Origin of the sequence: Streptomyces hazeniae (genome assembly GCF_031845485.1) — a bacterium.
Classification (GTDB): Bacteria; Actinomycetota; Actinomycetes; order Streptomycetales; family Streptomycetaceae; genus Streptomyces; species Streptomyces hazeniae.
The window spans coordinates 14,643-40,299 of the sequence record NZ_JAVREQ010000021.1; the positions used below are offsets into that span (position 1 = coordinate 14,643).

At 72.6% G+C, this 25,657-nt stretch carries 22 protein-coding genes and 1 pseudogene; 11 read left to right on the plus strand and 12 right to left on the minus strand.

What is annotated here, in order from left to right; all coding sequences use genetic code 11:
* Positions 1-47: 47 nt before the first annotated feature.
* Positions 48-2,447, plus strand: a complete 2,400-nt coding sequence (gene treY / locus RM572_RS21145; protein ID WP_311674955.1) for a malto-oligosyltrehalose synthase — start codon at positions 48-50, stop codon at positions 2,445-2,447.
* A 1,225-nt stretch (positions 2,448-3,672) separates the two neighbouring features.
* Here the strand turns inward: treY and RM572_RS21150 are convergent.
* Positions 3,673-3,907, minus strand: a pseudogene (locus tag RM572_RS21150) (IS5/IS1182 family transposase); the annotation flags it as partial.
* 369 nt (positions 3,908-4,276) lie between these two features.
* Here RM572_RS21150 and RM572_RS21155 point away from each other — a divergent pair.
* Together RM572_RS21155 and RM572_RS21160 are read left to right on the plus strand one after the other, a co-directional pair.
* Positions 4,277-4,546, plus strand: a complete 270-nt coding sequence (locus RM572_RS21155; RefSeq protein WP_311674956.1) for a hypothetical protein — start codon at positions 4,277-4,279, stop codon at positions 4,544-4,546.
* A 143-nt stretch (positions 4,547-4,689) separates the two neighbouring features.
* On the plus strand, positions 4,690-4,863 hold the full coding sequence (locus RM572_RS21160) for a hypothetical protein (RefSeq protein WP_311674957.1): 174 nt from the start codon (positions 4,690-4,692) through the stop codon (positions 4,861-4,863).
* Between the two features lie 152 nt (positions 4,864-5,015).
* Here RM572_RS21160 and RM572_RS21165 read toward each other — a convergent pair whose 3' ends face one another.
* The 5 genes from RM572_RS21165 to RM572_RS21185 all read right to left on the minus strand — a co-directional run bounded on the left by RM572_RS21165 (position 5,016) and on the right by RM572_RS21185 (position 12,181).
* On the minus strand, positions 5,016-6,791 hold the full coding sequence (locus tag RM572_RS21165) for a glycoside hydrolase family 13 protein (RefSeq protein WP_311674958.1): 1,776 nt from the start codon (positions 6,789-6,791) through the stop codon (positions 5,016-5,018).
* Positions 6,788-7,669 carry a carbohydrate ABC transporter permease gene (locus RM572_RS21170; protein WP_311674960.1) on the minus strand — a complete coding sequence of 294 codons (882 nt, stop codon included), beginning with the start codon at positions 7,667-7,669 and terminating at the stop codon, positions 6,788-6,790. The genes RM572_RS21165 and RM572_RS21170 overlap by 4 nt, the downstream gene beginning before the upstream one ends.
* Positions 7,669-8,607, minus strand: a complete 939-nt coding sequence (locus tag RM572_RS21175; RefSeq protein WP_311674961.1) for a carbohydrate ABC transporter permease — start codon at positions 8,605-8,607, stop codon at positions 7,669-7,671. The genes RM572_RS21170 and RM572_RS21175 overlap by 1 nt, the downstream gene beginning before the upstream one ends.
* A 29-nt stretch (positions 8,608-8,636) precedes the next feature.
* Positions 8,637-9,872 carry an ABC transporter substrate-binding protein gene (locus tag RM572_RS21180; protein ID WP_311674962.1) on the minus strand — a complete coding sequence of 412 codons (1,236 nt, stop codon included), beginning with the start codon at positions 9,870-9,872 and terminating at the stop codon, positions 8,637-8,639.
* A 134-nt stretch (positions 9,873-10,006) separates the two neighbouring features.
* Positions 10,007-12,181: an alpha-galactosidase gene (locus tag RM572_RS21185; RefSeq protein WP_311674963.1), complete on the minus strand. Its 2,175-nt coding sequence runs from the start codon at positions 12,179-12,181 to the stop codon at positions 10,007-10,009.
* A gap of 269 nt (positions 12,182-12,450) precedes the next feature.
* On the opposite strand from RM572_RS21185, the gene RM572_RS21190 reads away from it, so the two are divergent.
* Positions 12,451-13,605 carry an ROK family transcriptional regulator gene (locus RM572_RS21190; protein WP_311674964.1) on the plus strand — a complete coding sequence of 385 codons (1,155 nt, stop codon included), beginning with the start codon at positions 12,451-12,453 and terminating at the stop codon, positions 13,603-13,605.
* Positions 13,606-13,626: 21 nt separating this feature from the next.
* Here the strand turns inward: RM572_RS21190 and RM572_RS21195 are convergent, their stop codons facing one another.
* On the minus strand, positions 13,627-13,998 hold the full coding sequence (locus RM572_RS21195; protein WP_311674965.1) for a hypothetical protein: 372 nt from the start codon (positions 13,996-13,998) through the stop codon (positions 13,627-13,629).
* Between the two features lie 4 nt (positions 13,999-14,002).
* Positions 14,003-14,551, minus strand: coding sequence for an FHA domain-containing protein (locus RM572_RS21200; RefSeq protein ID WP_027764424.1), 549 nt, complete (start codon positions 14,549-14,551; stop codon positions 14,003-14,005).
* Positions 14,552-14,630: 79 nt separating this feature from the next.
* Here RM572_RS21200 and RM572_RS21205 point away from each other — a divergent pair, with 79 nt between their 5' ends.
* The 3 genes from RM572_RS21205 to treZ all read left to right on the plus strand — a co-directional run bounded on the left by RM572_RS21205 (position 14,631) and on the right by treZ (position 17,987).
* On the plus strand, positions 14,631-15,173 hold the full coding sequence (locus RM572_RS21205; protein ID WP_311674966.1) for an NUDIX hydrolase: 543 nt from the start codon (positions 14,631-14,633) through the stop codon (positions 15,171-15,173).
* A 138-nt stretch (positions 15,174-15,311) separates the two neighbouring features.
* Positions 15,312-16,220 (plus strand): GNAT family N-acetyltransferase, encoded by a 909-nt coding sequence (locus tag RM572_RS21210; RefSeq protein WP_311674967.1) that lies wholly within the window; start codon positions 15,312-15,314, stop codon positions 16,218-16,220.
* A gap of 33 nt (positions 16,221-16,253) precedes the next feature.
* Complete coding sequence (gene treZ / locus RM572_RS21215) at positions 16,254-17,987, plus strand: malto-oligosyltrehalose trehalohydrolase (RefSeq protein ID WP_311674968.1); 1,734 nt, start codon at positions 16,254-16,256, stop codon at positions 17,985-17,987.
* A 74-nt stretch (positions 17,988-18,061) separates the two neighbouring features.
* On the opposite strand, the gene RM572_RS21220 is transcribed toward treZ, so the two are convergent.
* A complete protein-coding gene (locus RM572_RS21220) occupies positions 18,062-18,994 on the minus strand; it encodes an aminoglycoside phosphotransferase family protein (RefSeq protein ID WP_311674969.1) in 933 nt (310 codons plus the stop codon).
* A gap of 147 nt (positions 18,995-19,141) precedes the next feature.
* Here RM572_RS21220 and RM572_RS21225 point away from each other — a divergent pair, with 147 nt between their 5' ends.
* Positions 19,142-19,927, plus strand: coding sequence for an NPP1 family protein (locus RM572_RS21225; protein WP_311674970.1), 786 nt, complete (start codon positions 19,142-19,144; stop codon positions 19,925-19,927).
* A gap of 64 nt (positions 19,928-19,991) precedes the next feature.
* On the plus strand, positions 19,992-20,813 hold the full coding sequence (locus RM572_RS21230; RefSeq protein ID WP_311674971.1) for a methyltransferase domain-containing protein: 822 nt from the start codon (positions 19,992-19,994) through the stop codon (positions 20,811-20,813).
* A gap of 74 nt (positions 20,814-20,887) precedes the next feature.
* Here the strand turns inward: RM572_RS21230 and RM572_RS21235 are convergent, their stop codons facing one another.
* From RM572_RS21235 to murC, 3 genes are read right to left on the minus strand one after another with little or no spacing between them, the layout of a single operon-like run.
* Positions 20,888-21,070, minus strand: a complete 183-nt coding sequence (locus RM572_RS21235; protein ID WP_311674972.1) for a hypothetical protein — start codon at positions 21,068-21,070, stop codon at positions 20,888-20,890.
* A gap of 37 nt (positions 21,071-21,107) precedes the next feature.
* Positions 21,108-21,515: a peptide-methionine (R)-S-oxide reductase MsrB gene (gene msrB / locus RM572_RS21240; RefSeq protein WP_311674973.1), complete on the minus strand. Its 408-nt coding sequence runs from the start codon at positions 21,513-21,515 to the stop codon at positions 21,108-21,110.
* 30 nt (positions 21,516-21,545) lie between these two features.
* Positions 21,546-22,958: a UDP-N-acetylmuramate--L-alanine ligase gene (gene murC, locus RM572_RS21245; protein ID WP_311674974.1), complete on the minus strand. Its 1,413-nt coding sequence runs from the start codon at positions 22,956-22,958 to the stop codon at positions 21,546-21,548.
* 487 nt (positions 22,959-23,445) lie between these two features.
* Here murC and RM572_RS21250 point away from each other — a divergent pair, with 487 nt between their 5' ends.
* Together RM572_RS21250 and RM572_RS21255 are read left to right on the plus strand one after the other, a co-directional pair.
* Positions 23,446-24,720 carry a family 2 encapsulin nanocompartment cargo protein terpene cyclase gene (locus RM572_RS21250; RefSeq protein WP_394813666.1) on the plus strand — a complete coding sequence of 425 codons (1,275 nt, stop codon included), beginning with the start codon at positions 23,446-23,448 and terminating at the stop codon, positions 24,718-24,720.
* Positions 24,721-24,734: 14 nt separating this feature from the next.
* Positions 24,735-25,619, plus strand: coding sequence for a geranyl diphosphate 2-C-methyltransferase (locus RM572_RS21255; RefSeq protein WP_311674975.1), 885 nt, complete (start codon positions 24,735-24,737; stop codon positions 25,617-25,619).
* Positions 25,620-25,657: the final 38 nt, after the last annotated feature.

Sequence of the window (25,657 nt, forward strand, 5' to 3'; positions counted from 1 at the left end):
CCGACCGGGGGACATGCGGTGCACCCCGGACCGGGTACGACGCAGGTATGACGCCGACCGCCACCTACCGGCTCCAGCTCCAGCCGGCCTTCCCGTTCGCCGCCGCCGAGGAGGCCGTCCCACGCCTGGCGCAGCTCGGCGTGTCGCACCTGCACCTGTCCCCCGTGCTGACCACCGTCCCGGGCTCGGCCCACGGGTACGACGTGACCGACCACCGCACCGTGCGCGAGGAGCTGGGCGGCGAGGCGGGGCTGCGCGGCCTGTCGGCGACCGCCCGTGCGCACGGCCTCGGTCTCGTGCTGGACATCGTGCCGAACCACATGGCCGTGCCCGCCGACCTGCGGCTGAACCGCCCCCTGTGGGAGACGCTGCGGGACGGCCCGGACTCCTCGTACGCCCGCTGGTTCGACGTCGACTGGGAGGCGGGCGGCGGCCGGATACTGCTGCCCGTCCTCGGCGGGCCGCTGCACCGCGCGGCCGAGGAGCTGGCCACGCCCGGCGACGGGACCCTGCGCTGCGGACCGCACGTGCTCCCGCTCCGGCCGGGCACCGCCGGCCTCCCGCTGCCCCGGCTGCTGGACGCCCAGCACTACCGGCTCTCCTGGTGGCGCCTGGCGCGCACCGAACTCAACTACCGACGGTTCTTCACGGTCTCCGGACTGATCGGCGTGCGCGTGGAGGACCCGGAGGTGTTCGACGCGACGCACGCCACCGTGCTGCGGCTGCTGCGCGAGGGCGTGGTCGACGGGCTCCGGGTGGACCACCCGGACGGTCTCGCCGACCCGGAGACCTACCTGCGGCGGCTCCAGGACGCCGGCGGCGGCCGCTGGACCGTAGTGGAGAAGATCCTCGCCCGCGAGGAGACGCTGCCCGAGAGCTGGCCGGTGGCCGGCACCACCGGGTACGACGCGCTGCACCACGTCGACGGCCTGTTCACCGACCCCCAGGGGTACGCCGAGCTGGTCACCGCCTGCCAGGAGACCGTCGGGGCCCCGGACGACCTCGGCGGCACCTGGGCGGACACCGTGCGGCGGGCCTCGCGGGAGGTGATCGGCGACGACCTGGCCACCGAGGTCGACCGGCTCACCCGGGTCGCCTCCCGGATCTGCGCGACCGCACCCGGCCTGCGGCTCCGGGACCACGCGCCCTGGGCGCTGCGCCGCGCGCTGTGCGAGGTACTGATACGGCTGCCGGTGTACCGGCCGTACGCCGTCCCGGGCCACCCGGCGCGCGCCGTGGACGCCGAACGGCTGGAGACGGCGGCGGAAGGCGCCCGCGCCGCGTTCACGGTCCCGGAGGAGGGCGACGCGGTCGAGGTGGTGCGCGACCTCGCCCTGGGGCGGCTGGGCGGCGAGGATGGGGACGGGGACGCGGACGGGCGGGACTTCGCGGCACGCTTCGCGCAGGTCGCCTCGGCGCTGCGGGCCAAGGCGGTGGAGGACACCGCCTTCTACCGGTTCACACCGCTGCTCAGCGCCGCCGAGGTCGGCGGCGACCCGGCCCGCCCGGCCGTACCGCCGGAGGAGTTCCACGCCTACTGCGCCCGCATGCAGCGCGCGTGGCCCGAGGGCGGGACGGTGCTGTCCACGCACGACACCAAGCGCAGCGCGGACGTGCGGGCGGCGCTGCTCGTCCTGTCCGAGTGTCCGCAGCGGTGGCGGGCGGCGCTGGAGGCGGCACGGGAGAAGGCGGCGGCCCTGCCCGACGACGGGCACCGGCCGCCGGACGCGCACAGCGAGTGGACGGCCTGGCAGACGGCGTACGGGCTGGGCGCGCCGGATGCGGAACGGCTCACGGCGGCGCTGCGGAAGTCGGCCCGGGAGGCGGGGGTGCGCACGAGCTGGACCGAGCCCGACGAGGACTACGAGGCGGCGCTCGTCCGGTTCGTCGAGGGCGCGGTCTGCGGGGCTCCGTGGGCCGTGATGGGCGAGCTGACGGCGGAGCTGGCACCCCACGTGCGGGCGACGTCCCTGGGCATGGCGCTGGTGCAGCTGATGATGCCGGGGGTGCCGGAGGTCTACTGGGGCGGAGAGCGGTGGTCCCCCACTCTGGTCGACCCGGACAACAGGCGCATCCCCGCCGTCCTCGGGGACGGCGATGACGGCGGGGCGGACGACGACCCCAAGGTGCGGGTCACACGCGCGGCCCTGCGGATGCGGCGCGAGCACCCGGAGTGGTTTCTCGCGGGTTCGACGTACGAGCCGCTGCGTGCGCGCGGCGAGGCGGCGGCGCACTGCCTGGCGTTCGCCCGGTCCGGCGCGGTGGTCGCCGTCGCGACCCGGCTGTCGCTGCGCCTCGCCCTCGGCGGCGGCTGGAGCGACACCACGCTCGCCCTGCCGCCCGGGGTATGGCGGGACACCCTGCGAGGCGGCGACACCTTCGAGGGCACGGTGGCCCTTGCGGACCTGCTGGCGACCGGCCCCGTCGCCCTCCTGCGCCGCGCCTGAGCCGGATTGAGCACGAGCGTCGCCCTCTCCGACGCCCACGTGACCCCCGTTTCTACTCGAGACGGGTGGGGCGGGGCGACCCATGGCCTCGACGACGCACAGGACTCAACGGCACCCAACAGAAGGCGTCCCGTGTCGCTCATCTCCCGTGTCCTGACTGCGGCAGGGCGAAGGCGCTCCTGCTGCGGTAGTTGTCCGCATTTCCGCAGATGAGAGCCCGTCAGGTTCCGGGCGTCTGTTGACATGAGCACCTTGTGGTTGATCAGATACACGGCGTCCCCCCACTTATGAAGTCATCTCCACATCCTTCTCCCTTCAAGCTCGGGTTCTGAAGGTTCGTGAGGCCGCTGCCGCCGGGCTGGACGCGGTGGACGGGAACGGCAAGGCGGTGTATTCAAGGCGCCGGCGGCGTTCATGTGGGACTCCTCCGGTAACCAGGCCAGCGCCCCCAGTCCCGCCAAGGCCAAGCCGCGCAGGGGCAGCGTCGCCGCCCTGGACGCGGGCCCGGCCGGCCCCGGGGAGCACGACCGCAGCGCAGGTCCGGCGCCCGGCGATGAGATGGCCAAGGTGGATGTGCAGGTGGAGGACGACACCCTGTCCGTCGCCCCGGACGCGGACATGCTCACCAGCACTCCCCGGGTTGGTGCTGAATTCACAGAAGCTGATGGAGGTGTGGGGTCCTTATGGGGCGCAGTACTTGGTCGCGTGAGCGAGGCAGACTTAAAGCTCAACCTGGAAAGGTGATCCAGGCTTGGAAGCATCCTCGTTGGGAGCGAGCCTTGTTTTTTTTGACCGCCGTATTCGCGCTTGCTATGACGTTGCTTAGTACGGTCGGTCTCTTTGCACAGTCTAATGTGGACTTGGAGGATGTATTCGCCCCGGTCTTCTTCCTCTCTGCCGGGGTCGGCCTCTTTGCGTTTGCAGAGTCTTCGATCAGTATAACGTCAGAGGCTGTCTGTGTGCGAAACTTCTACAAGTGGCGAGTGATTCCACTAGACGCTATTGCTTCAGTTTCCCCCGGGTATTACGGAATTGTGGTCCGGTATTCATCGGGTGGATGTCTTCTTAGTCTGGCTTCGCAGAAATCAAATTATGCGACGTGGTTTAAGCGCAGGACGCAAGCAGACGAGATTTCTTGTGAGATCTTGGCGGCTGTGCGTGCGCGTAAGGGGTTCTGATCTAGCTTGCATCCATTGACGGCAGCCAGCGCAGATACCCAGTGGGACTCCGGGCCCGAATTGCGCAGCGTCTTCAGCAGTCCCGGCGCCTTGTCCGCTAGGTGCTGGACGACGGTGGTGACGTAGGCGGGTGTCGTGCTTTCGGAGGTACGCGAGCCGTGATCAGTGCGCGGCCGGAGAGACGGAGTTCGCAATCGTGGTCACCCTCACGGGTGACGGTCAGCCTCGTCACCGCCTTAACAGCGCGTGCGGGAGGTCCAGTGCGGCATGATGGAAAATCAACAAGGCTCCTGGACTGCGAAGTTGAGACGTCGAATATCTCAACCAACGGCACGGGAGCCCTGTCCATTGTGACCAACCCGCACTTCACCGGAACGGTGGTCAACCTCAAGTCCCTCAGTCGTCCAGCAGGTCTTGCAGCTGGACGACGAGAAGCAGGCTGCCCGTGCATCGTTGCCAAACGCATCGTCGAGCGAACCTTCGGCACCATCAATGCCCTTCTGTGCCAGCAGAACTCGCCGGCAGGCTCACCGTTGAAATTACTCGTTCCACCCGCGCCCCGGGCTCCGTGCACACCCATCGGGGCGCCCATAACTGACTCCGTGGCGGAGGCAGGCATGGAAGCTGTTCCCTTCAGTTCAGGAGGAAGTCGTGTTTGATGTAGCTAAAGCAGCATCGTCGCAGGGTTTTGACATAACCTTGCTCTTTGTGGTGGGTCTGGGCTTCTTGGTGTCGGGCATTCACGCCATCGTGAACGCCCGAAAGGAGAATGGACAATACCTCAATGACATGAGAGTGATTCAAGGCTTCTCCCCGCGCCCGCAGGAAGAGAACAAGACGCTCTCGTGGATTTTCGGAGTCGTTTCCCTTGTCGCTGCGGTGGGCTGCCTCTCCGGGGGGCTTGTGTTCGTATTCACATAGTTTCAAACATGTCGTGGAGGTCTGTCGCTTTCGTTGATGATTGCTGCGGTGGGGTATGTATCGCTTCCTCGCACCCCGTTGGGACAAAGTTCCCCTACCTCGCCAATGGCCAGCAAAGCGGTGCAGCTGCCATGAGCCACGTGATGGCAATGCCCTTCAACACCGCCGACGGCACCATGGAAGCGGCCGCAGCCGAACACATCCAGCGGGCCTACCAGGACCCGGCGAGCACGAGGCCGCCCAACGAGGCCAAGGACATCCCCCGCCAGACCGCCAGCCGGCCGCTGCACCGCCTGTACGACGACACCGACCGCTGAGACGCCAACCGCCGAGGCCATCCGGGCCCACGGCCGGCACTGGGGAGCGGACTACCCGCAGGACGGCCAGCGCGAGTTCGACGAGTTCCCCTTCGCCTCCACCATTGAAGGGTCGTGGGCTCGAGGAGACCGGCCGGGGAGGCTGGCCGCGGTCAGGTGGACACGGTGCGGCGGTGGATGCGGGCCTCCCAGGGGGCGAGGGTGACGGTCGTGGCGGCCGGGGCGGGGTCGGGGACGTTGCCGAGTAGCAGCTCGGCGCCGGCCCAGCCGGCGGGGAGGGGGACCTCCGCGGCGGAGCCCGTGAAGTTGCCGAGCACCAGCAGCTCCACCCCTGCGGCCTCGTCGTGCCGCAGGAACGCGTACACGCGCTCGTCGTCGGGCAGCAGCATCTCGAAGCGGCCGCGCGCCACCGCCGGTTCGTCGTGGCGCAGGGCGATGAGGCGCCGGTAGTGGTGGTAGACGGACGTCTGGTCGGCCACCGCCGCCTCGGCGTTGACCCGCACGTGGTCGGGATTGACGGCGATCCAGGGTTCGCCGGTGGTGAAGCCCGCGTTGGGCCCGGCGGTCCACTGCATCGGGGTGCGCGCGTGGTCGCGGCTCATCGCGGCGAGCCCGGCGAGGACGTCCGCCGGGTCGGCGCCCGCGGCGACGGCGTGCGCGTAGTGGTTGCGGGCCTCCACGTCCCGGTAGTCCTCGATCCGGGTGAACGGCGCGTTCGTCATGCCCAGTTCCTCGCCCTGGTAGACGTACGGCGTGCCGTGGTGCAGGTGCAGGACGGTGGCGAGCATGGTCGCGGACCGGACCCGCGACGGCTCGTCGGTGGCGTCGCCGAAGCGGGACACGATGCGGGGCTGGTCGTGGTTGCACCAGTAGAGGCTGTTCCAGCCGACCTGGTCGAGGCCGGACTGCCAGCGGCCGAGCGAGGCCTTGAGGTCGGTGAGGCGCAGGGGCTTGGGGGTGTACTTGTCGCCGTCCTGGTCGAGGCCCATGTGCTCGAACTGGAAGACCATGTCGAGCTGCCGCCGCCCGGGGTCGGTGTGGCGGCGGGCCTGGTCGACGGTGACCCCGGGCATCTCGCCGACGGTGAGGGTGCGCTGCGGGCGGTCGGCGAAGACCTCGCGGTGCATCTCCTGCAGGAACTCCTCCAGCCGGGGGCCGCCCATGCAGGCGGCGAGCCCGCCGGCGTAGGGGGCGCCGCCGGTGACCGGGCCGTCGGGCAGGCCGGGTTCCTTGGAGATGAGGTTGATGACGTCCATCCGGAAGCCGTCCACCCCGCGGTCGAGCCACCAGCGCATCATGGCGTACACCGCCTGCCGGACCTCGGGGTTCTCCCAGTTCAGGTCGGGCTGCTTGGGCGAGAAGAGGTGCAGGTAGTACGCGCCGCTCGCCTCGTCCCAGGTCCAGGCGGGGCCGGAGAACGCCGAGCCCCAGTTGTTGGGCTCGGCGCCGGGGGTGCCGGGCTCCATGCCGTCGCGGGCGGGGCGCCAGACGTACCAGTCGCGCTTCGGGCCGCCCGGACCGTCGCCGCGCGAGGCGGCGAACCAGGGGTGCTCGTCGGAGGTGTGGTTGACGACGAGGTCCATGACGAGCTTCATGCCGCGCGCGTGCACGGCGGCCAGCAGTTCGTCGAAGTCGGCCAGGGTGCCGAAGACGGGCTCGATGTCCTGGTAGTCGGCGACGTCGTAGCCGTTGTCGTCCTGCGGGGAGGGGTAGACGGGCGACAGCCACAGCACGTCGACGCCGAGGTCGTGCAGGTGGTCCAGGCGGCCGAGGATGCCGCGCAGGTCGCCGACGCCGTCGCCGTCGCTGTCGGCGAAGCTGCGGGGGTAGATCTGGTAGACGACGGCCGACTTCCACCAGGCCTCGTCACCGGGCGGGGGCGGTCCGGACGGCTGCGCGGAGGGGGACACGGCGGTGGGCAGGGTCACTTGGCGGAACCTCGCATGACTCCGGAGATCACCCAGCGCTGGGCGAAGACGTACACGAGCAGGACGGGTGCCATCGCCATCAGGTAGGACGCGAAGGCCACCGGGTAATCGGTGTTGAACTGGTTCTGGAAGACGTACTGGGCGAGCGGGAGCGTCTGCTCGGCGGGGTCGGAGAGGACGACGAGCGGCAGCATGAAGTCGTTCCACGCCCACAGGCAGGTGAGGATGCCGACGGTCGCGTTCATGGGCTTCAGCAGGGGGAAGATGATGCGCCAGAAGATGGTCCAGGTGCCGGCGCCGTCCGTGCGGGCGGCCTCCTCCAGTTCGCGGGGCACGGACCGCAGGTAGCCGACGTAGAGGAAGATGTTGAGCGCGAGGCCGTAGACGACGTAGAGCAGGGCAAGTCCGGCCTGGTTGTCGAGGCCCAGCAGCGAGGTCTGCTTCACGACCGGCAGCATGATGATCGGGAACGGCACGAACAGCGCCGAGACGAAGTAGTAGTACAGCCCGCGGAACAGCCTGCGGTGCATGTTGCGGGCGATGGCGTACGCCACCAGCGAGTTGGTGAGCAGTGTGACGGCGACGGCGCCGACCGTGATGAGCGCGCTGTTGAGCAGGGCGCTGGGGAAGTTCGTCAGGGTCCAGGCGTCGGCGAAGTTGGCCCAGCGCACGGTGTCGGGCAGGCCGAAGCCGGAGCCGCCGAGCTGGTCGGTGGTCTTCAGTGCGGTGACGACGGTGAAGTACAGCGGGACGAGCACCGTCAGGGACAGGGCCGCCATCACACCGGTGAGCCACCAGTTGACGCGCGGCCGGGCGCGCTTCGCCCGGGCGGGGTGCTCGTCCCCGCGTATCGGCGCGGGGGTGGAGGTCGACGGCATCACAGGTTCACCTCGCGGCGCTGGAGCAGGCGCATCTGGAAGACGGAGATCAGGACGATGACGGCGAAGAACAGCACCGCGTTGGCGGTCTGGTAGGCGTACTCGCCGCCCTTGAAGCCGCCCTTGTAGATCAGGTACGAGACCGAGGTGGTGGCGCTGCCCGGTCCGCCTGCGGTGAGCGCTTCGACGTGGTCGAAGACCTGGAGGAAGTTGCGCAGCGAGAGCACGGTGTTGATGGTGACGAACGGCGCGATCAGCGGCAGCGTGACGGAACGGAAGCGCTGCCAGGGCCCGGCGCCGTCGAGGGTGGCGGCCTCGTGCAGGTCCTCGGGGACGGTCTGGAGGCCGGCCAGGTAGATGATGATGTTGAACGCCGCCGCCTGCCACACGGCGAGGATCACCACGCCCACCCAGGCCAGGTCGGGGTCGGCGAGGATGCTGGTGCTGAGTGCGTCGATGCCGAGGTGCTCGCCGATGGCGGGCAGCGAGTAGGTGAACAGGTAGTTGAAGACGTAGCCGACGATGAGGATCGACAGCACGTTGGGGGTGAAGAAGACGCCGCGCAGCGTGGCGCGGAACCGGATCCTGGCGTGGAGTCCGAGGGCGACGGCCAGGGCCACGACGTTGGTGAGCACGGTCGCGACGGCGGCGAACTGGAACGTGAAGAGGTAGCTCTCCGCGATCCGTGCGTCCTCGAACAGGTTGAGGTAGTTCGTGAGGCCGACGAACTCGTAGGAGCCGTAGCCCGCGAAGTCGGTGAAGCTGTAGTAGATGCCGCGCAGCACGGGGGTGGTGTGCAGCAGCAGGAACAGCGCCAGCGCGGGCAGCACCATCCAGTAGTACGCGGCTTCGGTGCGCGGGCGGCGGCGCGGGGCGGGGGCGGCCTCCCGCGCGGGGGTGGTCTCGGGCGCGGCCTTCGGGTCGGTGAGTACGGTCATGTCTCCTCCTTTCCGGATGAGGGGCGCGGTCAGGACGTGCGGGCGAGGACGCGGTCGTAGCTGTCGTCGAGGGCGCGCAGGAAGGCGTCGGTGCGGCCGTCCAGGAGGAACTGCTGGAGCAGCGGTTCCAGCCCGGCCGCGAGCGGGATCTGGTGGTCGGGGAAGCCGGTGACGCGGCCCCGCGCGAAGTACGGCTCCAGCTGCGCGAGGGCGGGGTCGGCGGGGTCGGTCCCGTCGAGGGTGGGGACGGCGCTCTGTTCCTCGGCGTAGGACGTCACCACGTCCTCGGTCATCAGGAAGTCGATGAACTCCAGCACCTCGTCGGGGTGTTCGGTGTCGCGGCCCATGGTGAGCGCGACGTCGACGCCGGAGACCAGGCGGGTGGCGCCGGGGTCGTCGCCGGTGGGCATCGGGAAGGTGCCCATCTCGAACGCGGGCTCGTGGGCCCGGATGGCGGGGAGCGCGTAGCTGCCCTGGACGAGCATGGCGGCCTCGCCGTCGGCGAACGCCTTGTTGCCGGCGTCGTAGTTGCGGGCGAAGCGGGTCTTCTGGGTGTGCCGGTAGACCTCGGTGAGCTTGGCGGCGACGTCGGGGTAGGCCTCGGCGAAGCTGGTGCGGCCGGCGCGGCGCTCGTCCCAGAAGTCGTCCGGGGGGATGTTCGCGGCGAACTGGTTGAAGACCGGGAGCGCCGTCCACGCGTCGGCGAGGGTGCCGTAGAAGGGGGTGACGCCGGCCTTCTCGAAGGTGTCGGCGGCGGTGAGGAGTTGGTCCCAGGTGCGGGGCACGTCCACGTCGTGCCGTGCGAACAGGTCCTCGTTGTAGATCACCCCGCCGGCGTTGGAGGCGAAGGGGAGCCCGTTGACCTCGCCGGGGGCGGCGGTGCCGAGGTCGTTCAGCACCTGCTGGACACCGGGGGTGACGCGGTCGGCCGCGGGATGGCCGGAGAAGTCGTGGAAGACGCCGGCGGAGGCCAGTTCGCCGAAGGTGCCGTTGCCGTTGAGGGTCATGACGTCGGGGACCCGGTCCTTGACCAGCCGGGTGCGGAGGGCGGTCTCGGCGTCCGGCACGTGGTGCTGGACCACGTCGATGCGGGGGTGCTGCTTCTCGAAGTCGGCTATGAGGCGGTCGAAGGTGCCGACGGCCTCCGGTTTGAACTGGAAGAAGTCCAGGCTGACGGTGCCTGCTTCGCTGCCTTCGGCTCCGGCGCACCCGCCGACCAGCAGGGTGGTGGCCGCGAGGGCGGCGACGGCTTTGCTGCGTATCATCTGCTTCCTTTCGCGGAGGCGGCGCGCGGGCGTTCTCGGTGGCGCTCGTCTCCGGTGTGGGCCGGCTCCGGGTGGGCCGGCTCCGGGTGTGGACCGGCTCCGGGACCCCCGGGGCGTGCGTGTCCGGTGCGCGGTCAGCCGACCCGGCGGGCTTCGAGGAGGACGAGGCGTTCGGGGTAGAGGGTGGGCGCGTGGACGCCGGCGGCGGCCAGCGCGCGGCCGGGCAGTTCGACGCCGTCCCGCCACCAGGGCAGCGCGTCGCGGGTCGGACCCTCGGGGCGGTCGCCGGGCGGCAGCGGCGCGAGCCGGTACACCGCGTCCGGGTCGAGTCCGGGCAGGGTGACGCGTTCGCCGGCGGACTGGACGGACGTCTCGGTCTGCACGAGCGCGTACACGGCCCGGGAGCGGTCGGCGGCGACGACGCCGTGCACCCACAGGGCCGGGTCGGGGTGGTCGCCGCGCACCACGTCGCCGGTGTGCAGCAGGTCGCGCAGCTCCTTGTGCAGGGCGACCCAGCGGGCGAGTGCGGTGCGTTCCTCGTCCGAGGCCTTCGTCAGGTCCCATTCGATGCCGAAGTGGCCGAAGAGGGCGGTGCCGGCGCGGAAGGCGAGTGTGTGGCGGCGGCCGGTGGTGTGCGCGCGGGGGCCGCCGACGTGGGCGCCGAGGAGTTCGGGGGGCAGCAGGAGGCCGGTCCACCGCTGGATGCCCTGGCGTTCCAGTGCGTCGATGCAGTCGCTGGTCCACACCCGGTCGGTGCGCTCCAGCACGCCGAGGTCGACACGGCCGCCGCCGGAGGAGCAGGACTCGATCTCCAGTCCGGGGTGGCGGGTCCGCAGTGCGTCGAGCAGCCGGTACACGGCGAGGGTCTGCGCGTGCACGCCGGCCCGGGCGTCGGGACCGTGTCCGGCGTCGACCAGGTCGCGGTTGTGGTCCCACTTCAGGTACGTGAGCCGGTACTCGGCGATCAGGGCGTCGAGCCGCTGGAGGATGTACGCGTACGCGTCGGGGTGGCCGAGGTCCAGAACCTGCTGGTGCCGGGCCTCGGGAGGCGTCCGGCCGCCCGCCGCCAGGACCCAGTCTGGGTGGGCGCGGGCGAGGTCGGAGTCCGGGTTGACCATCTCCGGTTCGACCCACAGGCCGAACTCCAGACCCAGGCCCCGGACGTGGTCGACGAGCGGGTGCAGGCCCTTGGGCCACACCTCCGGGTCGACGTACCAGTCGCCGAGGCCGGCCCGGTCGTCGCGGCGGCCGAGGAACCAGCCGTCGTCCAGCACGAACCGCTCGGCGCCCACCTCGGCGGCGGCGTCGGCGAGCGCGCACAGCTTGTCGAAGTCGTGGCGGAAGTAGACGGCCTCCCAGGTGTTGAGGGTGACCGGGCGGGCGGTGCGCGGGTGGTGCGGCCGGGCCCGCAGGTGCCGGTGGAAGCGGCCGGCCATCTCGTCCAGACCGCGGCCGTAGGAGCCGTACACCCAGGGCGTGGTGTACGACGCGCCGGGCCCGAGGCGCACCTCCCCGGGCAGCAGGGTCTCGCCCCCGCCGAGCATGCGCACCCCGGCGGCCGTCCGCTCCGCGAGGGAGCGGTGGTTGCCGCTGAAGGCGGTGTGCAGGCCCCACACCTCGCCGTGCCGGAAGCCGAAGCCGTCCTCCCCGGCGACGTGCACGAGGGTGGCGTCCAGGCCGGTGCGGCCGCGCCGGTTCTCCCGCAGGTGGGTGCCGAGGGTGAAGTCGTGGCGCTGCGGGCTGCGTTCACGCAGGTGGCGTCCGGCGAGGTCGAGCAGTTCCGTGGCGCGGGCGGGCAGCGGCAGCGCGAGGAGCAGGCCGTCGACGGTGTACGGCGCCGCGCCGTCGCCGGAGGTGTCGGTGACGGTGGCGCGCTGCCGGACCAGGCCGGACGCGCTCATCTCGACCTCCAGACGCAGGGCGAGGCCGGCCTGCGGGTCCACCGCGTCGACGGTCAGCCCGTCGGCGCGGGTGGCGACGTCCGCCACGGTGAAGGCGGTGGAGAAGTGTGCGCCGTCGCGGTGGCCGGTGAGGCCAGGAGTGCCGAGCCATCCGGCGGACTGCTCGGGCACCGACGACAGCGGGACCCGTACGTCCAGTGAGCTGGAGACCACCTGCGGCCGGGCGGCGACGGCCAGCGCGGTCAGCGCGTCGTCGGAGAGCGGGCCGAGGTCGGCGCCCCAGTGCAGCACCCGTGGCAGGCCGTCCCCGGTGCGGTCGAGGACGAGGGAGACGCCGCCGGCACGGAGGTGGACGTACGAGGGGGCGTTCGAGGGGGTGCCGTCGCCGGCGGTGCCGCTGTCGCGCATCGATCGGTCCTCGGGATGGGTGTGGTGCGTGATGTCGCGGTTAGTTTTGGCGCAGAAGCTTCGGCGCGTCAACACCTTGCGCCGGACGGGTCGGGTGACGATTTCGCGCACGGAGGGCCTGGGGTAAGTTCTGATATGGAAATAAGCACGGTGAGTCGGGGTGCCGCGCCGGGTGGCGCCGCCGGGTGCACGGAGCCCGTCCCGGAGGCCCGCTGCAAGGATGAGCCCCGTCCGGACACGCCCCCTACCGCCCCCGGAGGCACGCGAAGGTGACCGCGCTCCCGCAGCCCCCCTGGGCGCCGCTGTCCGACGCGGCGCGGGCCATCATGCTCGCGGTGCTCATGCGCGGCCCGACCCCGCGCAGCGAACTCGCCCGGCGGATCGGGCTGTCCGCCGGCAGCCTCACCCGGCTGACCGCGCCGCTGCTGGAGAGCGGCCTGCTGGTCGAGGCCGGCCCCAGTCGCAGCGGCGCCGGCCGTCCCACCCGGCCGCTGGACATCGCGGCCGACGCCCACCACTTCCTGGGCGTGAAGGTCACCGACGAGGACGCCCACCTGGTGGTGACCGACCTGCGGGCGCAGATCGTGGCCGGCGCCCGCGCCGCACTGCCCGGGCACTCCCCCGGTGACGTGGTGGCGACCGTGCGGCGTGAGGCGGAAGCCCTCGCCCGGCGGGTACCGGAGCTGACCGCGGCGGGGCTCAGCCTCGGCGGACAGGTCGCCGACCACGCCACGGTCACCGCCGCGCCGTTCCTGCACTGGACGCGCGAGGTGCCGCTCGGCGCCCTGCTCACCGAGGCGCTGGGCGTGCCGAGCGTGGTCGACAACGACCTGCTCGCCCTCACCCGTGCGGAGCACTGGTTCGGCGCCGGCCGCGGCCACGACCGGTTCGCCGTGCTCACGACCGGCATCAGCGTCGGCTACGGGCTGGTCGTGCACGACCGCATCGTCGACAGCCCCGACGCCGGACTCGGCCTGATCGCGCACCTGCCGCTGGACCCCTACGGCCCCTACTGCCCGGACGGACACCGCGGCTGCGCCACCGCGATGCTCGCCGCGCCCAGCATCGCCGCCGCCGTCTCCACCGGGGTGCGCCGACCGGTCTCCTACGAGGAGTGCCTGCGGATGGCCGCCGACGGCGACCGGGTCGCCTCGCCGGTGGTGGCGGCGTCCGCGCACGCGCTGGGACGCCTGATCACCGTCGTCTCCTCGCTCACCATGGCGCGCCGCGTCGTCCTCACCGGCGAGGGCATCGGCCTCGCCGAGGTGGGCCGCGAGGCCCTGGAGGACGGCATGCGCGCCGACCGCCACGCCGCCGCGACCCCCACCTCGTACGAGATCCAGCCGATCGACTTCTCCCTCTGGGCACGCGGGGCGGCCGCCACGGCGATCCAGCGCTTCATCCTCGGCCCCGAGGACGGCTGAGCCACGCGGACACGCGGAGCCTCAGAGCAGGCCCATGGCCTGCCCGGCGACGTACGGGAGGGGAATCAGGACCGCCGCGCCGAGCCAGTGGTGGACCGGCCACCGCTCCTGGCGGGGCATCAGCACGTCGACGACGAGCAGGAGGCCCAGGACGATCACGCCACCCACCAGCGCGCCGATCGCCGCCCCGAGCGCGTCACCGCCCGCCTCCTTGTCGCAGCCGACCCCGCCGCCGCAGTCCACCGCCGGGTACACCACCAGGAGCCACTGCAGGCACCACAGCGGAGCGACGGCGAGGACGCCCAGCAGCAGGTTGGCGAGAACGGGCGCCCAGACGCCCGGCGCCCCGCCGTTCCGGCGCACGCCGCTCGCGCGCGCCGGCGCGACCGTCACGGCGTCACGGAGCGGTCAGACGGAAGCCCGCCTGGCCGAACTGGACGTGATCGCCGGGGCGTACGGCGACACTGCCGGTGACACGCCGCCCGTTGACCCAGGTGCCGTTGCTGGAACCCAGGTCGCGCAGGCTCCAGCCGGCGCCGGTGTGCCGGAGCTGGGCGTGCGCCCGGGAGACGGTGTGGTGCGTCAGCCGCAGCATCGAACCCGGCGCGCGTCCGATCGACAACGGGTACGGGCCCGGCCCGGGCAGCATGAGCTCCGGCAGCCGTTCCCGCTGCCAGGCGCGGCGCAGCAGCACGGGGAAGGCCGACGCCCTGCCCACCATCCGGTACAGCCAGTGCGTGCCGCCGGACCGGCGGTGGTGCAGGTCGCCCAGGACCAGGTCGAGTTCGTCGTGCCGCTGGGCGTGCAGGATGACTTCCATGCGCCGCAGGAAGGTGTCCTGCGACACCCTGCCGTCCGCCGCGCTCTCCCGGAGCACCTCGAGCGCGCGTTCCCGGTCGCCGTCGGACAAGCGCGGCGGATACGCGCTGAACTCGAGAGACGTCATGCCTCCATTCTCCGGAAGCGGTGAACTCCTGTCCAGAATCCGGGCGTTCCGCAGCACCCCTCCGGATAGGGTCGTGCGCATGCGAACCCCCAGGCAGGCGGCCCGTATCGCGGTTCTCGACCCGCAGGGTGCAGTGTTCCTGTTCCGTTACGACAACGAGGAGGTCGGGGTGCACTGGGCGATGCCCGGCGGCGGCCTCGACCCCGGCGAGACCCCGCGCGAGGGGGCGGTGCGGGAGCTGCGCGAGGAGACCGGCTGGACCGACGTCGAGCCCGGCGGGCTGCTGTGCACCTGGGAGCACGACTACACCCGGGAGGGTGTGCCGGTGCGGCAGCACGAGCACGTCTACCTCGGCCGGGGACCGCGCAGGCAGCCCATCGGCGACCTCGCCCCCGCGCACCGCGCGGACGGCATCCTCACCTGGCGGTGGTGGACTCCCGCCGAACTGGCCGCGGCCGAGGAGGCCCTGTGGCCGCCGCAGCTCGCGGCGCTGCTCGACCGCCGCGCCGGACACCCGGGCGCCGGGCCGGAGCACCTCGGCTTCGTGCCGAACGACCTCCCGCACGCCGCCCCGCCGGGTCGTGCGGAAAACCCGTGGACGCCCGGCGGCCGCGCGGACTAACGTGCCGCTCACGCCCGCGAGACCGCAGGAAGGAGGCGAGCGCGATGCACCGCACCACGACCATGCGCTCCCGCCCCTGCCACCGGGCGATCTCTCACCGCTGACCGGGAGCGCGACACGCCTTCCGGAAGGATCCCCATGACCGCACTGGTCATCCGCGCGCTCGTCGAGGACGAGGCCCGCGCACTGTTCACCTCCCTGTCCGACCCCGGGCTGGTCGGCCGTCCGCTGCTCGGCCGCCCGTACGCGACGCACGCCGAGGGGGGCGAGTACCGCCCCGACTGGACGTGGGTCGCCCTGCGGGACGGCGTCGTCGTCGCCCGCGCCGCCCTGTGGGGCGCGCCCGGCGACGACGAGCCGAAGGTCCTCGACTGGTTCGACTTCGCCCCCGGCGAGCGCGAGGCCGGCGTGCGGCTGCTGCGGGCCATGCCGCACCGCGAGTACGAGATCATGCTGCCGCCCGGCTGGCGCGACGACCCGGCGGTGCGCGCCGCCGCCGAGGAGCGCATCGACGCCGCCCGGGAGGCCGGCTACCGGCCCCTGGTGGAGCGCTTCCGCTACCTGTGGACGCCCGCCTGTGGGCTTCCGGAACGTCCGGGACGGCTCGTCTTCCGGCCGGAACCGGACGACGAGGTGATCCTCGACGTGCTGCGCGGCGTCGAACAGGGGTCGCTGGACGCCCACGCCCGTGCCCTGCTCGACACCGACGGCGTCGAAGCCGCCGCCCGGGACGAGCTGGAGTTCCTCCACTGGATGCCCTCGCCCCGCGACTGGTGGCGGGTGGCCTGCACGCCGGACGGCGAGACCGTCGGCCTGCAGATCCCCGGCCGCAATCCGAACGGGCCGGTCGTCGGATTCATCGGCGTCGTGGCCGGGCAACGTGGTCACGGCTACGCGTACGACCTGCTCGTCGAGTGCACGCACCAGCTCGTCGGCGAGGGGGCGCGCGAGATCGCGGCGGCCACCGACCTGGGCAACGCCCCGATGGCCGCCCACTTCGCCCGTGCGGGCTACCCGGTGGTCCAGCACCGGTACTGCATGAGCTAGCCGCGCGGGGTGCCCTGCCGCAGCATGGGAACCATGCTGTTCGAGGTGTGGGCGCCCACCGCGGCGGAGGGTGTGGTGCTCCGGCTGGAGGCCCGCGGGCTTCCGATGGAGCGCGACCCGGCCCGGCCCGGCTGGTGGACGCTGCGCGTCGAGGCCGGGCCGGGCACGCGGTACGGGTTCGCGCTGGACGGCGGCCCCGTACTGCCCGACCCGCGGTCCCGGCGGCAGCCGGACGGGCCGGACGGACTCAGCGCCGTCGTCGACCCGGGCGCGTACGAGTGGCGGCATCCGTGGCAGGGCAGGCCGCTGGCCGGCGCGGTCCTGTACGAGCTGCACGTCGGCACGTTCACTCCGGAGGGCACCTTCGACGCCGCGGCGGCGCGGCTGCCGCACGTCGCGCGTCTCGGCGTCACCCACGTGGAGCTGATGCCGGTGTCACCCTTTCCGGGGACACACGGCTGGGGCTACGACGGCGTCGCCCCGTGGGCGGTGCACGAGCCGTACGGCGGGCCGGACGGGCTGGCGCGTTTCGTGGACGCCGCGCACGGCGCGGGCCTGGGCGTCGTCCTGGACGTGGTGCACAACCACCTCGGTCCGTCCGGCAACCACCTCCCCGCCTACGGCCCGTACTTCACCGGCCGGCACCGCACGCCGTGGGGCGACGCCGTCAACCTCGACGACGCCGGCTCGGACGAGGTGCGGGCCTCCTTCGGCGGCAGTGCTCTCGCGCTGCTGCGCGACTTCCGCCTGGACGGTCTGCGGCTGGACGCCGTGCACACGCTGGCCGACGACCGGGCGCGGCACTTCCTGGACGAGCTGTCGGCGGCCGTCGACGCCCTCGCCGCCGAGACCGGCCGTCCCCTGTTCCTGGTCGCCGAGTCCGACCGGAACGACCCGCGGACCACGACGCCGCGCACGGTGCACGGCCACGGCCTGCACGCGCAGTGGAACGACGACTTCCATCACGCGCTGCACGTCGCGCTCACGGGTGAGGCGGGGGCCCTCTACGCGGACTTCGCCCGCGCGCCGATGGCGGCCCTGGCCAAGACTCTCACCGGCGGCTTCTTCCACGACGGGTCGTACTCGTCGTTCCGCGGGCGGCGGCACGGCGCTCCGCTGGATCCGATGACGCCGACGCACCGCCTCGTCGGCTTCGCGCAGAACCACGACCAGGTCGGCAACCGGGCGGCCGGGGATCGTCTCGCCGTATCCCTGCCCCCCGGCCTGCTGGCCTGCGCGGCGGCGCTGGTCCTGCTCTCGCCGTTCACGCCGATGCTGTTCATGGGCGAGGAGTGGGGCGCCCGTACGCCGTGGCTGTACTTCACCGACCACACCGACCCGGACCTGGCCCGGGCGGTGCGCGAGGGGCGGCGCGCGGAGTTCGCCGCGCACGGCTGGGACGGTGACGTCGCGGACCCGCAGGCACCGCAGACCCGGGAGCGTTCCTGCCTGGACTGGTCGGAACCGGAACGCGACCCGCACGCGGCCCTGCTGGCCTGGCACCAGGACCTGATCGCCCTGCGCCGCGCCCACCCCGGCCTCGCCCACACCTCGCTGGGCGCGGCCCGTGTGACGTACGACGAGGACACCCGCTGGCTGGCGCTGAGCAGCGGGCCGCTGAGCATCGCGGTCAACCTGCATCCGGGCGAGACGGCGGCCGTACCACTGCCCGCGCACCTGGAGATGCTGGCCACCTGGAGCACCGCCTCCCAGCACGAGGACGGCATGCTGCTCCTCCCGCCGGAGTCCGCGGCCGTCCTCCGCTGAGCGGCCGCTCGTCGTGCGCGGCTGCGGCAAGGAGGTTGCCGCCCCGCGCTCACGGTCACCTGACGCCCCGGAGTTCAGCGCCCCGCGAGGGCCAGGAGGAAACGGGTCTGCTCGTCGTCCCGCCCGGCGCAGATCCGGGGGACGGCGGCGAGCGGCGCCTGGACCCGGCACCAGCCCAGCACGCGGTCGGGACACTGGCCGGGCACCATGGCGGCGAGTTCCGCGGCCCGCCGCTTCAGCGCGGCGAGGTCCGAGACTCCGTCGAGCACCCAGTCCACCGCGTCGAAGTCGGGGTCGCCCCACGCCGGCCTCGGGTCGATCGCCACGAGGCGCCCGCCCGGACCGGACAGCACGTTGGCCGGGTGGAGGTCTCCGTGGACGAGGCCCACCGGACCGCTGTCGGACAGCTCCCGGCACCTGGCCCTGGCCCGTTCGAGGAGCGCGAGGTCGAAGCACCCGGGCGCCGCGGCGGCGTCCACTCTGCGCTCGGTGAGACGGCAGAGGAAGTCGACCCGCTCCGAGAGGGGACGCAGCGCCGAGGGTCCTTCCCGAGCGGGCGACGGCTCCCGCAAGGCGCGGAGCAGGGCGGCCACTTCGGGCAGACGCCCGGCGAGTCGCTGCACGGGGAGACCCGGTGCCACATCCTCCAGCAGCAGGGCCCCGGCCTGGAGATCCTGTGCGAGCAGGCCGACGACCGACGGCGACCCCGCCCAGCGGTGCAGGGCTTCCGCCTCCTCGCGCGCGATCGCGGGCGCGGGCGTGACCTTCAGCCACACGGTCGTCCCGGCGCCACCTCGTCGGCAGCGGAAGACGCGTGAGGTGCCTCCGCCGTGGGATGCGAGGAGTTCGAGGTCCCAGCGGGCCGCCAGTTCTCCCGCGAGGCCGGGCAGCGCGTCGCACCAGGCGAGCGCTTCCGGACCGAACCGCACGACCAGCCGGTCCCGGACGGCCCCCGACGTGTGGGCCGGACCGCTCGCCCTGTCTCTCCCGGAATCGTGGCTCCGCATCCGGCGAGCCTACGGACCCGGGGCTGGGGCCCGCTCCCGGTTTTCCCGCGTCATTGACCGCGTGCAGTCAATGTGGTGTTTCATGGGGCAGCCGCCCGACGGGCCGGTTGCGCACCACATTCCGACGAGGTCACTGGAGGGGCACCCATGCGAGAGCAACGGCCGGGACGGCGAAGGTGGTTCGGGAGACTGTCGGTCACGGCGGGTTCCGTCGCGGCACTGCTGCTGGCCACCTCGGGCGTGGCCTTCGCCGCGCCGCCTCCCGCGCTCGCCGGCAACGCGCCGGCAGCGGACCGGTCCTATCAGCCGGCCCTCGACTACGACGGCGACGGCTGCTACCCGACGCCCGCCATCGGCAGCAACGGCGTGATCGCTCCCGGACTGGACCTGGGCGGCGCGGTCAACGGCAACTGCCGCGACGCCTGGGACCTGGACAACACCAACGCCTACTCGCGCACCGCGTGCAACAACGGCTGGTGCGCCTACCTGTACGCGCTCTACTTCGAGAAGGACCAGGCGCTCCCCGGCACCGGGATCGGCGGTCACCGGCACGACTGGGAACACGTCGTGGTGTGGGTCCCGGACGGCGGTGCGCCGCAGTACGTGTCGGCGTCGGCGCACGGCGACTACCAGATCCGCTCGCGCGGCGACGTCGCGTGGGAGGGCGCGACCCACCCGAAGATCGTCTACCACAAGGACGGGATCTCCACCCACGCGTTCCGCTTCGCGGGCTTCGACGAGCAGCCGGAGAACCACAAGGGCGCCTGGCAGTACCCGCCGCTGGTCGGCTGGGACGGCTACCCCTCCGACTTCCGAGACCGGCTCACCCAGGCGGACTTCGGCAGCGCCCAACTCGGCATCCGGGACTCCTCCTTCGCCCACGAACTGTCGAAGGCCAAGCCCGACGGCATCCCGTTCGACCCGCAGGGCTGACCCGGCGGCGTCCACGATCCGGAACGACGTCGACCACCATGCGGACACGGTCTAGGGTTCCGGCATGGCACGGGACGACGCCGTCTACACGCACGGCCACCACGACTCCGTACTGCGCTCCCACCGCTGGCGCACCGCCGAGAACTCGGCGGGGTACCTGCTGCCGCGGCTGCGGCCGGGCATGCGGGTGCTGGACGTGGGGTGCGGGCCGGGGACGATCACGGCCGACCTCGCCGCGGCCGTGGGGCCGGAAGGACACGTGACCGGCATCGACGCCGCCCCCGGCGTGCTGACGCAGGCACGGGAGGCGGCGGCCGAACGTGGGGTGCCGAACGTGGAGTTCGCCGTCGGAGACGTGTACGCGCCGGCGTACCCGGACGCCTCGTTCGACGTGGTGCACGCCCACCAGGTCCTCCAGCACCTGGGCGACCCGGTGGGTGCGCTGCGCGCGATGCGGCGGGTGTGCCGGCCCGGCGGCGTCGTCGCGGCGCGGGACTCCGACTACGCAGCCATGACCTGGCACCCACGGGTGCCCGGCCTGGACGCGTGGCTGGACCTGTACCGCCGGGTCGCCCGGGCCAACGGCGGCGAGCCGGACGCCGGGCGGCACCTGTACGCCTGGGCACGGGAGGCGGGCTTCGCGGAGGTGTCCGCCACCGCGTCGGCCTGGTGCTTCACCGGAGCGGAGGAACGCTCCTGGTGGAGCGGGCTGTGGGCGGAACGCACGGTGTCGTCCGGATACGCCCGCCGGGCCGTCGACGGCGGCCACGTGACCAGCGCCGCGCTGGCGCGCATCGCGGACGCGTGGCGGGAGTGGGGCGCGTGCGAGGACGGCTGGTTCGCCGTGCTGCACGGCGAGGTGCTGTGCCGCGACCCCGCCGCCTGAGCAGCCCACCGCACGAGGCCCGCGCGGTCAGCCCGCCGGACGGGGAGCCCGAGGCGCGCCGCGCTCGGAGAAGGTCACGCGGCGCCGAGCCTCCGGTCGCCGTACTCGATGGACACCGTGATCCGCGCGCCGAGAGCCGCGGCATACGACCGCATGGTCTCCAGGTTGTGGATCTCACCGCGTTCGACCTGCGAGACGCGGGCCTGCGAGATGCTCCCCTCGTTCCCGCTGGGGCGAGTTTGGGCGCGGAGGCTCACCGGGTGAAACGCGGACTGCCCGCTTGACGCCGCGCGGTCAGTCGTCGGTCGGCTCGAGGCGGAGGGAGACGGAGTTGATGCAGTAGCGCTGGTCGGTGGGGGTGGGGTAGCCCTCGCCCTCGAAGACGTGGCCCAGGTGGGAGCCGCAGCGGGCACAGCGCACCTCGGTGCGGGTCATGCCCATCGAGTGGTCGGAGATCAGCTCCACCGCGTCGCTGTCCGACGGGTCGTAGAACGACGGCCACCCGCAGTGCGACGCGAACTTCGTGCCGGACCGGAACAGTTCCGCCCCGCAGGCACGGCAGTGGTACACGCCGGTGGTCTCGGTGTCCGTGTAGGCGCCGGTGAACGGGCGCTCCGTCCCTGCCTGGCGCAGCACCCGGTACTCCTCGGGGGAGAGCTCGGCGCGCCACTGCTCGTCCGGCTTGTCGATCTCGTAGGCCATGGTGGCATCCTCCCAGGTCGCGGGCGGGCGTCAGTCGGCGAGGCGGGCGAGGATCAGCGGACCGAGGTCCGTCACGTCCCCCGCTCCCATGGTGAGAACGACATCGCCGGGCTTGGCCATTCCGGCGAGCAGGTCCGGAGCGGTGTCGCGGAAGGGAGCGTGCTGGACGTCGGCCCCGGCGGCGAGAGCCGCGTCGATGATCAGTGCGCTGGTCACGCCGGGGATCGGGTCCTCCCGGGCCGGGTAGACGTCGAGGACGGCGGAGGCGTCGGCGAGGGTGAGGGCCTCCCCCATCTCGGTGGCCAGCTCCTGGGTGCGGCTGAAGAGGTGCGGCTGGAAGAGGACCAGGACCCGCGCGTCCTCCGGCAGCCCGCTGCGGATGGCCTCCAGGTCGGCGGTCATCTCCGTGGGGTGGTGCGCGTAGGTGTCGATGACCTGCACGCCCCTGGCCTCCCCCTTGAGCTGGAGGCGCCGGTTCACGCCGGTGTACGTGCGCAGGGCGTCCGCGAGGCCGTCGGCGGGAACGCCCGTCGCGACGCCGGCGGCGAGCGCGGCGACGGCGTTGTGCGCGTAGTGGCGCCCGGGCACCGAGACGATGAAGTCCAGTTCCTCGCCGTCCAGTGCGACGGCGACCCGGCTGGTGAGGCCGTGCGGGACGACGCGGAGGACACGGACGTCGGCGTCGTCGCGCTCGCCGTACGTGACCACGTTCAGGCCCTCGCGGCCGCGGACCCGGGCGGTCAGCTCGCGGGCGCCCTCGTGGTCGGCGGAGATCACCAGCGTGCCGCCGGTGCGGATGCGGCCGACGAACGTCTCGAACGACTCGTAGATCTCGTCCATCGACGCGTAGTTGGCGTGGTGGTCCAGCTCCACGTTGAGGATGATCGCCGCCTCGGGGGCGTACTTGTGGAAGCTGCGGTCGCTCTCGTCGGCCTCGGCCACGAAGAGGTCCCCGTCGCCGTGGGCGGCGTTGGTGCCCGGGCCGTCGAGGTCGCCGCCGATGGCGTACGACGGCTCCAGGCCGAGGGAACCGAGGCTGACGGCCAGCATGGAGGTGGTGGTGGTCTTGCCGTGGGTGCCGGCCACGGCGAGGGCGCGGCGGCCCTCCATCAGCGCGGCGAGCGCGTCGGAACGGTGCACGACGGGGAGGCCGCGCTCGGCCGCCGCGCGCAGCTCCGGGTTGTCGGGGCGGATGGCGCTGGAGACGACGACGCAGGTCGCGTCGGCGGCCAGGTGGGCGCTGTCGTGGCCGACGTGCACGGTGGCGCCGGCCTGGCGCAGCGCGGTGACGGTGGGCGACTCGCGGGCGTCGCTGCCGGCGACGTCCGCTCCGCGGGCGGTGAGGATGCGCGCGATGCCGGACATGCCGGCGCCGCCGATGCCGATGAAGTGCGGACGTTCCATGGCGGGCGGCACGGCGGCGGTCGTCGGCGTCGGCGGCATCGGCGGTTCTCCCAGGTCGTACGCTCGGGCGCTGCGCGCCGCTGAGCCGGTCGGTGTCTGCGGCTCAGCCTAGTAGCCCCTGCGGGCACCGGGCCCCACACGCCCGCCGGGGGCTCGTGGCGGCGAGCACGCGCCGGGGCGCAGCGCGCCGCGCGGCGGAGCACCGGAGAGCCGGATCGAGGGAACCACGGGGATGCGGGCGCCCCACACCCGCCTCGTTGGCGTTCTCACCGCGGCGTGCGCCCGGCGCGCGCAGTCGGCCGGTGGCAGGAACCCCGGATTGCGCGGTCGCAAACACGACGCGCGGCAAGAACACCGCATCGAGGTAACTCCGCCGTCCACCCGCACTGTTCGGGACGAACCGGCCGTACGGTGGCGGCGAACTGCACGGATTCCCGCGGATTGTCCCCGTGCCCCGTGATCCGGGGGGCCCAGCGCCCTCCCGGAAGCCGGGGCGGCCGCAACCGATCTCACCGAGGAGCCACGGATGTCCGACCGCGACACCGGTCCCCCGCTGCCCGGCCCTCCGCCGGGGCCCGGCGGGGCCGCGAGAACCCTCGTCCGGCCCGTGCCCGTGCCCGTGCCCGACGCCCGCGGGAGCGGCGGCACCGGCGACGGCGCGGTCGGCCTGCCGGGCGAGGGCACGGGCGGCGCAGGCGGCGGCGCGCTCGGGGGACTGCTGGACGGCCCGCGGGGCCTGGGCACCGCGGGGCTGCACCCGGCCCGCGCCGGGGCCTCCGCCGAGCCGGAGGCCCCGCCCGAGGGCGCGGGGGCGCCGGCGGAGGGCGCGGCGATCCCCGGCCTGTACCACCATCCCGTGCCGGAACCGGACCCCGCACGGGTGGCGGAGGTGGACCGCAGGATCAAGGCGTGGGCCGTGGACGAGGCCCGGGCGTATCCACCGGAGTGGGAGGACCAGTTCGACGGCTTCGCCGTCGGGCGCTACATGGTCGCCTGCCACCCGGACGCCCCCACCGTGGACCATCTGATGATCGCCACGCGGCTGATGGTCGCCGAGAACGCCGTGGACGACTGCTACTGCGAGGACCACGGCGGCTCCCCGGTCGGCCTGGGAAGCCGGCTGCTGCTGGCGCACACGGCGCTCGACCCCCTGCACACCGTGCGGGAGTACGAGCCGGCGTGGGACGAGTCCCTCGCCTCGGACGGGCCCCGCCGCGCCTACCGCTCCGCCATGGAGTACTTCCGGCGGCAGGCCACCCCCTCCCAGACGGACCGGTACCGGCACGACATGAGCCGGCTCCACCTGGGATACCTCGCGGAGGCCGCCTGGGCCCAGGCCGAGCAGGTGCCCGAGGTGTGGGAGTACCTGGCGATGCGCCAGTTCAACAACTTCCGCCCCTGCCCGACGATCACCGACACCGTCGGCGGCTACGAGCTCCCGGCGGATCTGCACGCGCGGCCCGACACCCAGCGGGTCATCGCGCTCGGCAGCAACGCCACCACCGTCGTCAACGACCTGTACTCCTACACCAAGGAGCTGAAGAGCCCGGGCACGCACCTCAACCTGCCCGTGGTGATCGCCGAGCGGGAAAGCCTCTCCGAACGGGAGGCGTACCTGAAGGCGATCGGGATCCACAACGAGCTCATGCACGCCTTCGAGACGGAGGCCGCCGCCCTGGCCGCCGCCTGCCCCGTCCCGTCCCTGCTGCGCTTCCTGCGCGGCGTGGCCGCGTGGGTGGACGGCAACCACTACTGGCACCGGACCAACACCTACCGCTACAGCCTGCCTGATTTCTGGTGAGAAAGGACCGCTCTGTGACGAGCAACCAGTCGACCGACCTCAAGGTTCCCGCCCCCTTCGTCCCCGCGCCCGCGTCGCCCTACCAGGGGGAGATCGCCCGGTACTGGGACGAGGAGGCCCGGCCGGTGAACCTCCGTCTCGGTGACGTCGACGGGCTCTACCACCACCACTACGGGGTCGGCGAGGTCGACCGCGACGCCCTGGGAGACGCCGGCGACGGCGAGTACGAGAAGCGGCTGATCGCCGAGCTGCACCGGCTGGAGTCGGCGCAGACGCAGGTCCTGCTGGACCACCTCGGCCCCGTGGGACGTGACGACACGCTCGTGGACGCCGGCTGCGGCCGCGGCGGGTCGATGGTCATGGCCCACCAGCGCTTCGCCTGCAGGGTCGAGGGCCTCACCCTGTCCGCCAAGCAGGCCGACTTCGCCAACCGGCGCGCACGCGAACTCGGCGTCGCGGACCGGGTACGGGCCCGGGTGTGCAACATGCTCGACATGCCGTTCGAGTCGGGCCGGGCCGCGGCCTCGTGGAACAACGAGTCGAGCATGTACGTCGACCTGCACGACCTGTTCGCGGAGCACTCCCGGGTCCTCGGCACCGGCGGCCGCTACGTGACGATCACCGGCTGCTGGAACCCGCGTCACGGCCAGCCCTCGAAGTGGGTCTCCCAGATCAACGCGCACTTCGAGTGCAACATCCACTCCCGCCGCGAGTACCTGCGCGCGATGGCCGACAACCGTCTCGTGCCGGCGGCGGTCGTGGACCTGACGGAGGCGACCCTGCCCTACTGGGAGCTGCGGGCCACCTCCTCCCTGGTCACGGGGATCGAGGAGGCGTTCATCAACTCCTACCGGGACGGCTCCTTCCAGTACCTCCTGATCGCCGCCGACCGGGTCTGACCGGCACGACTGGCAGGGGGCCGGGCCGCCCGCACGAC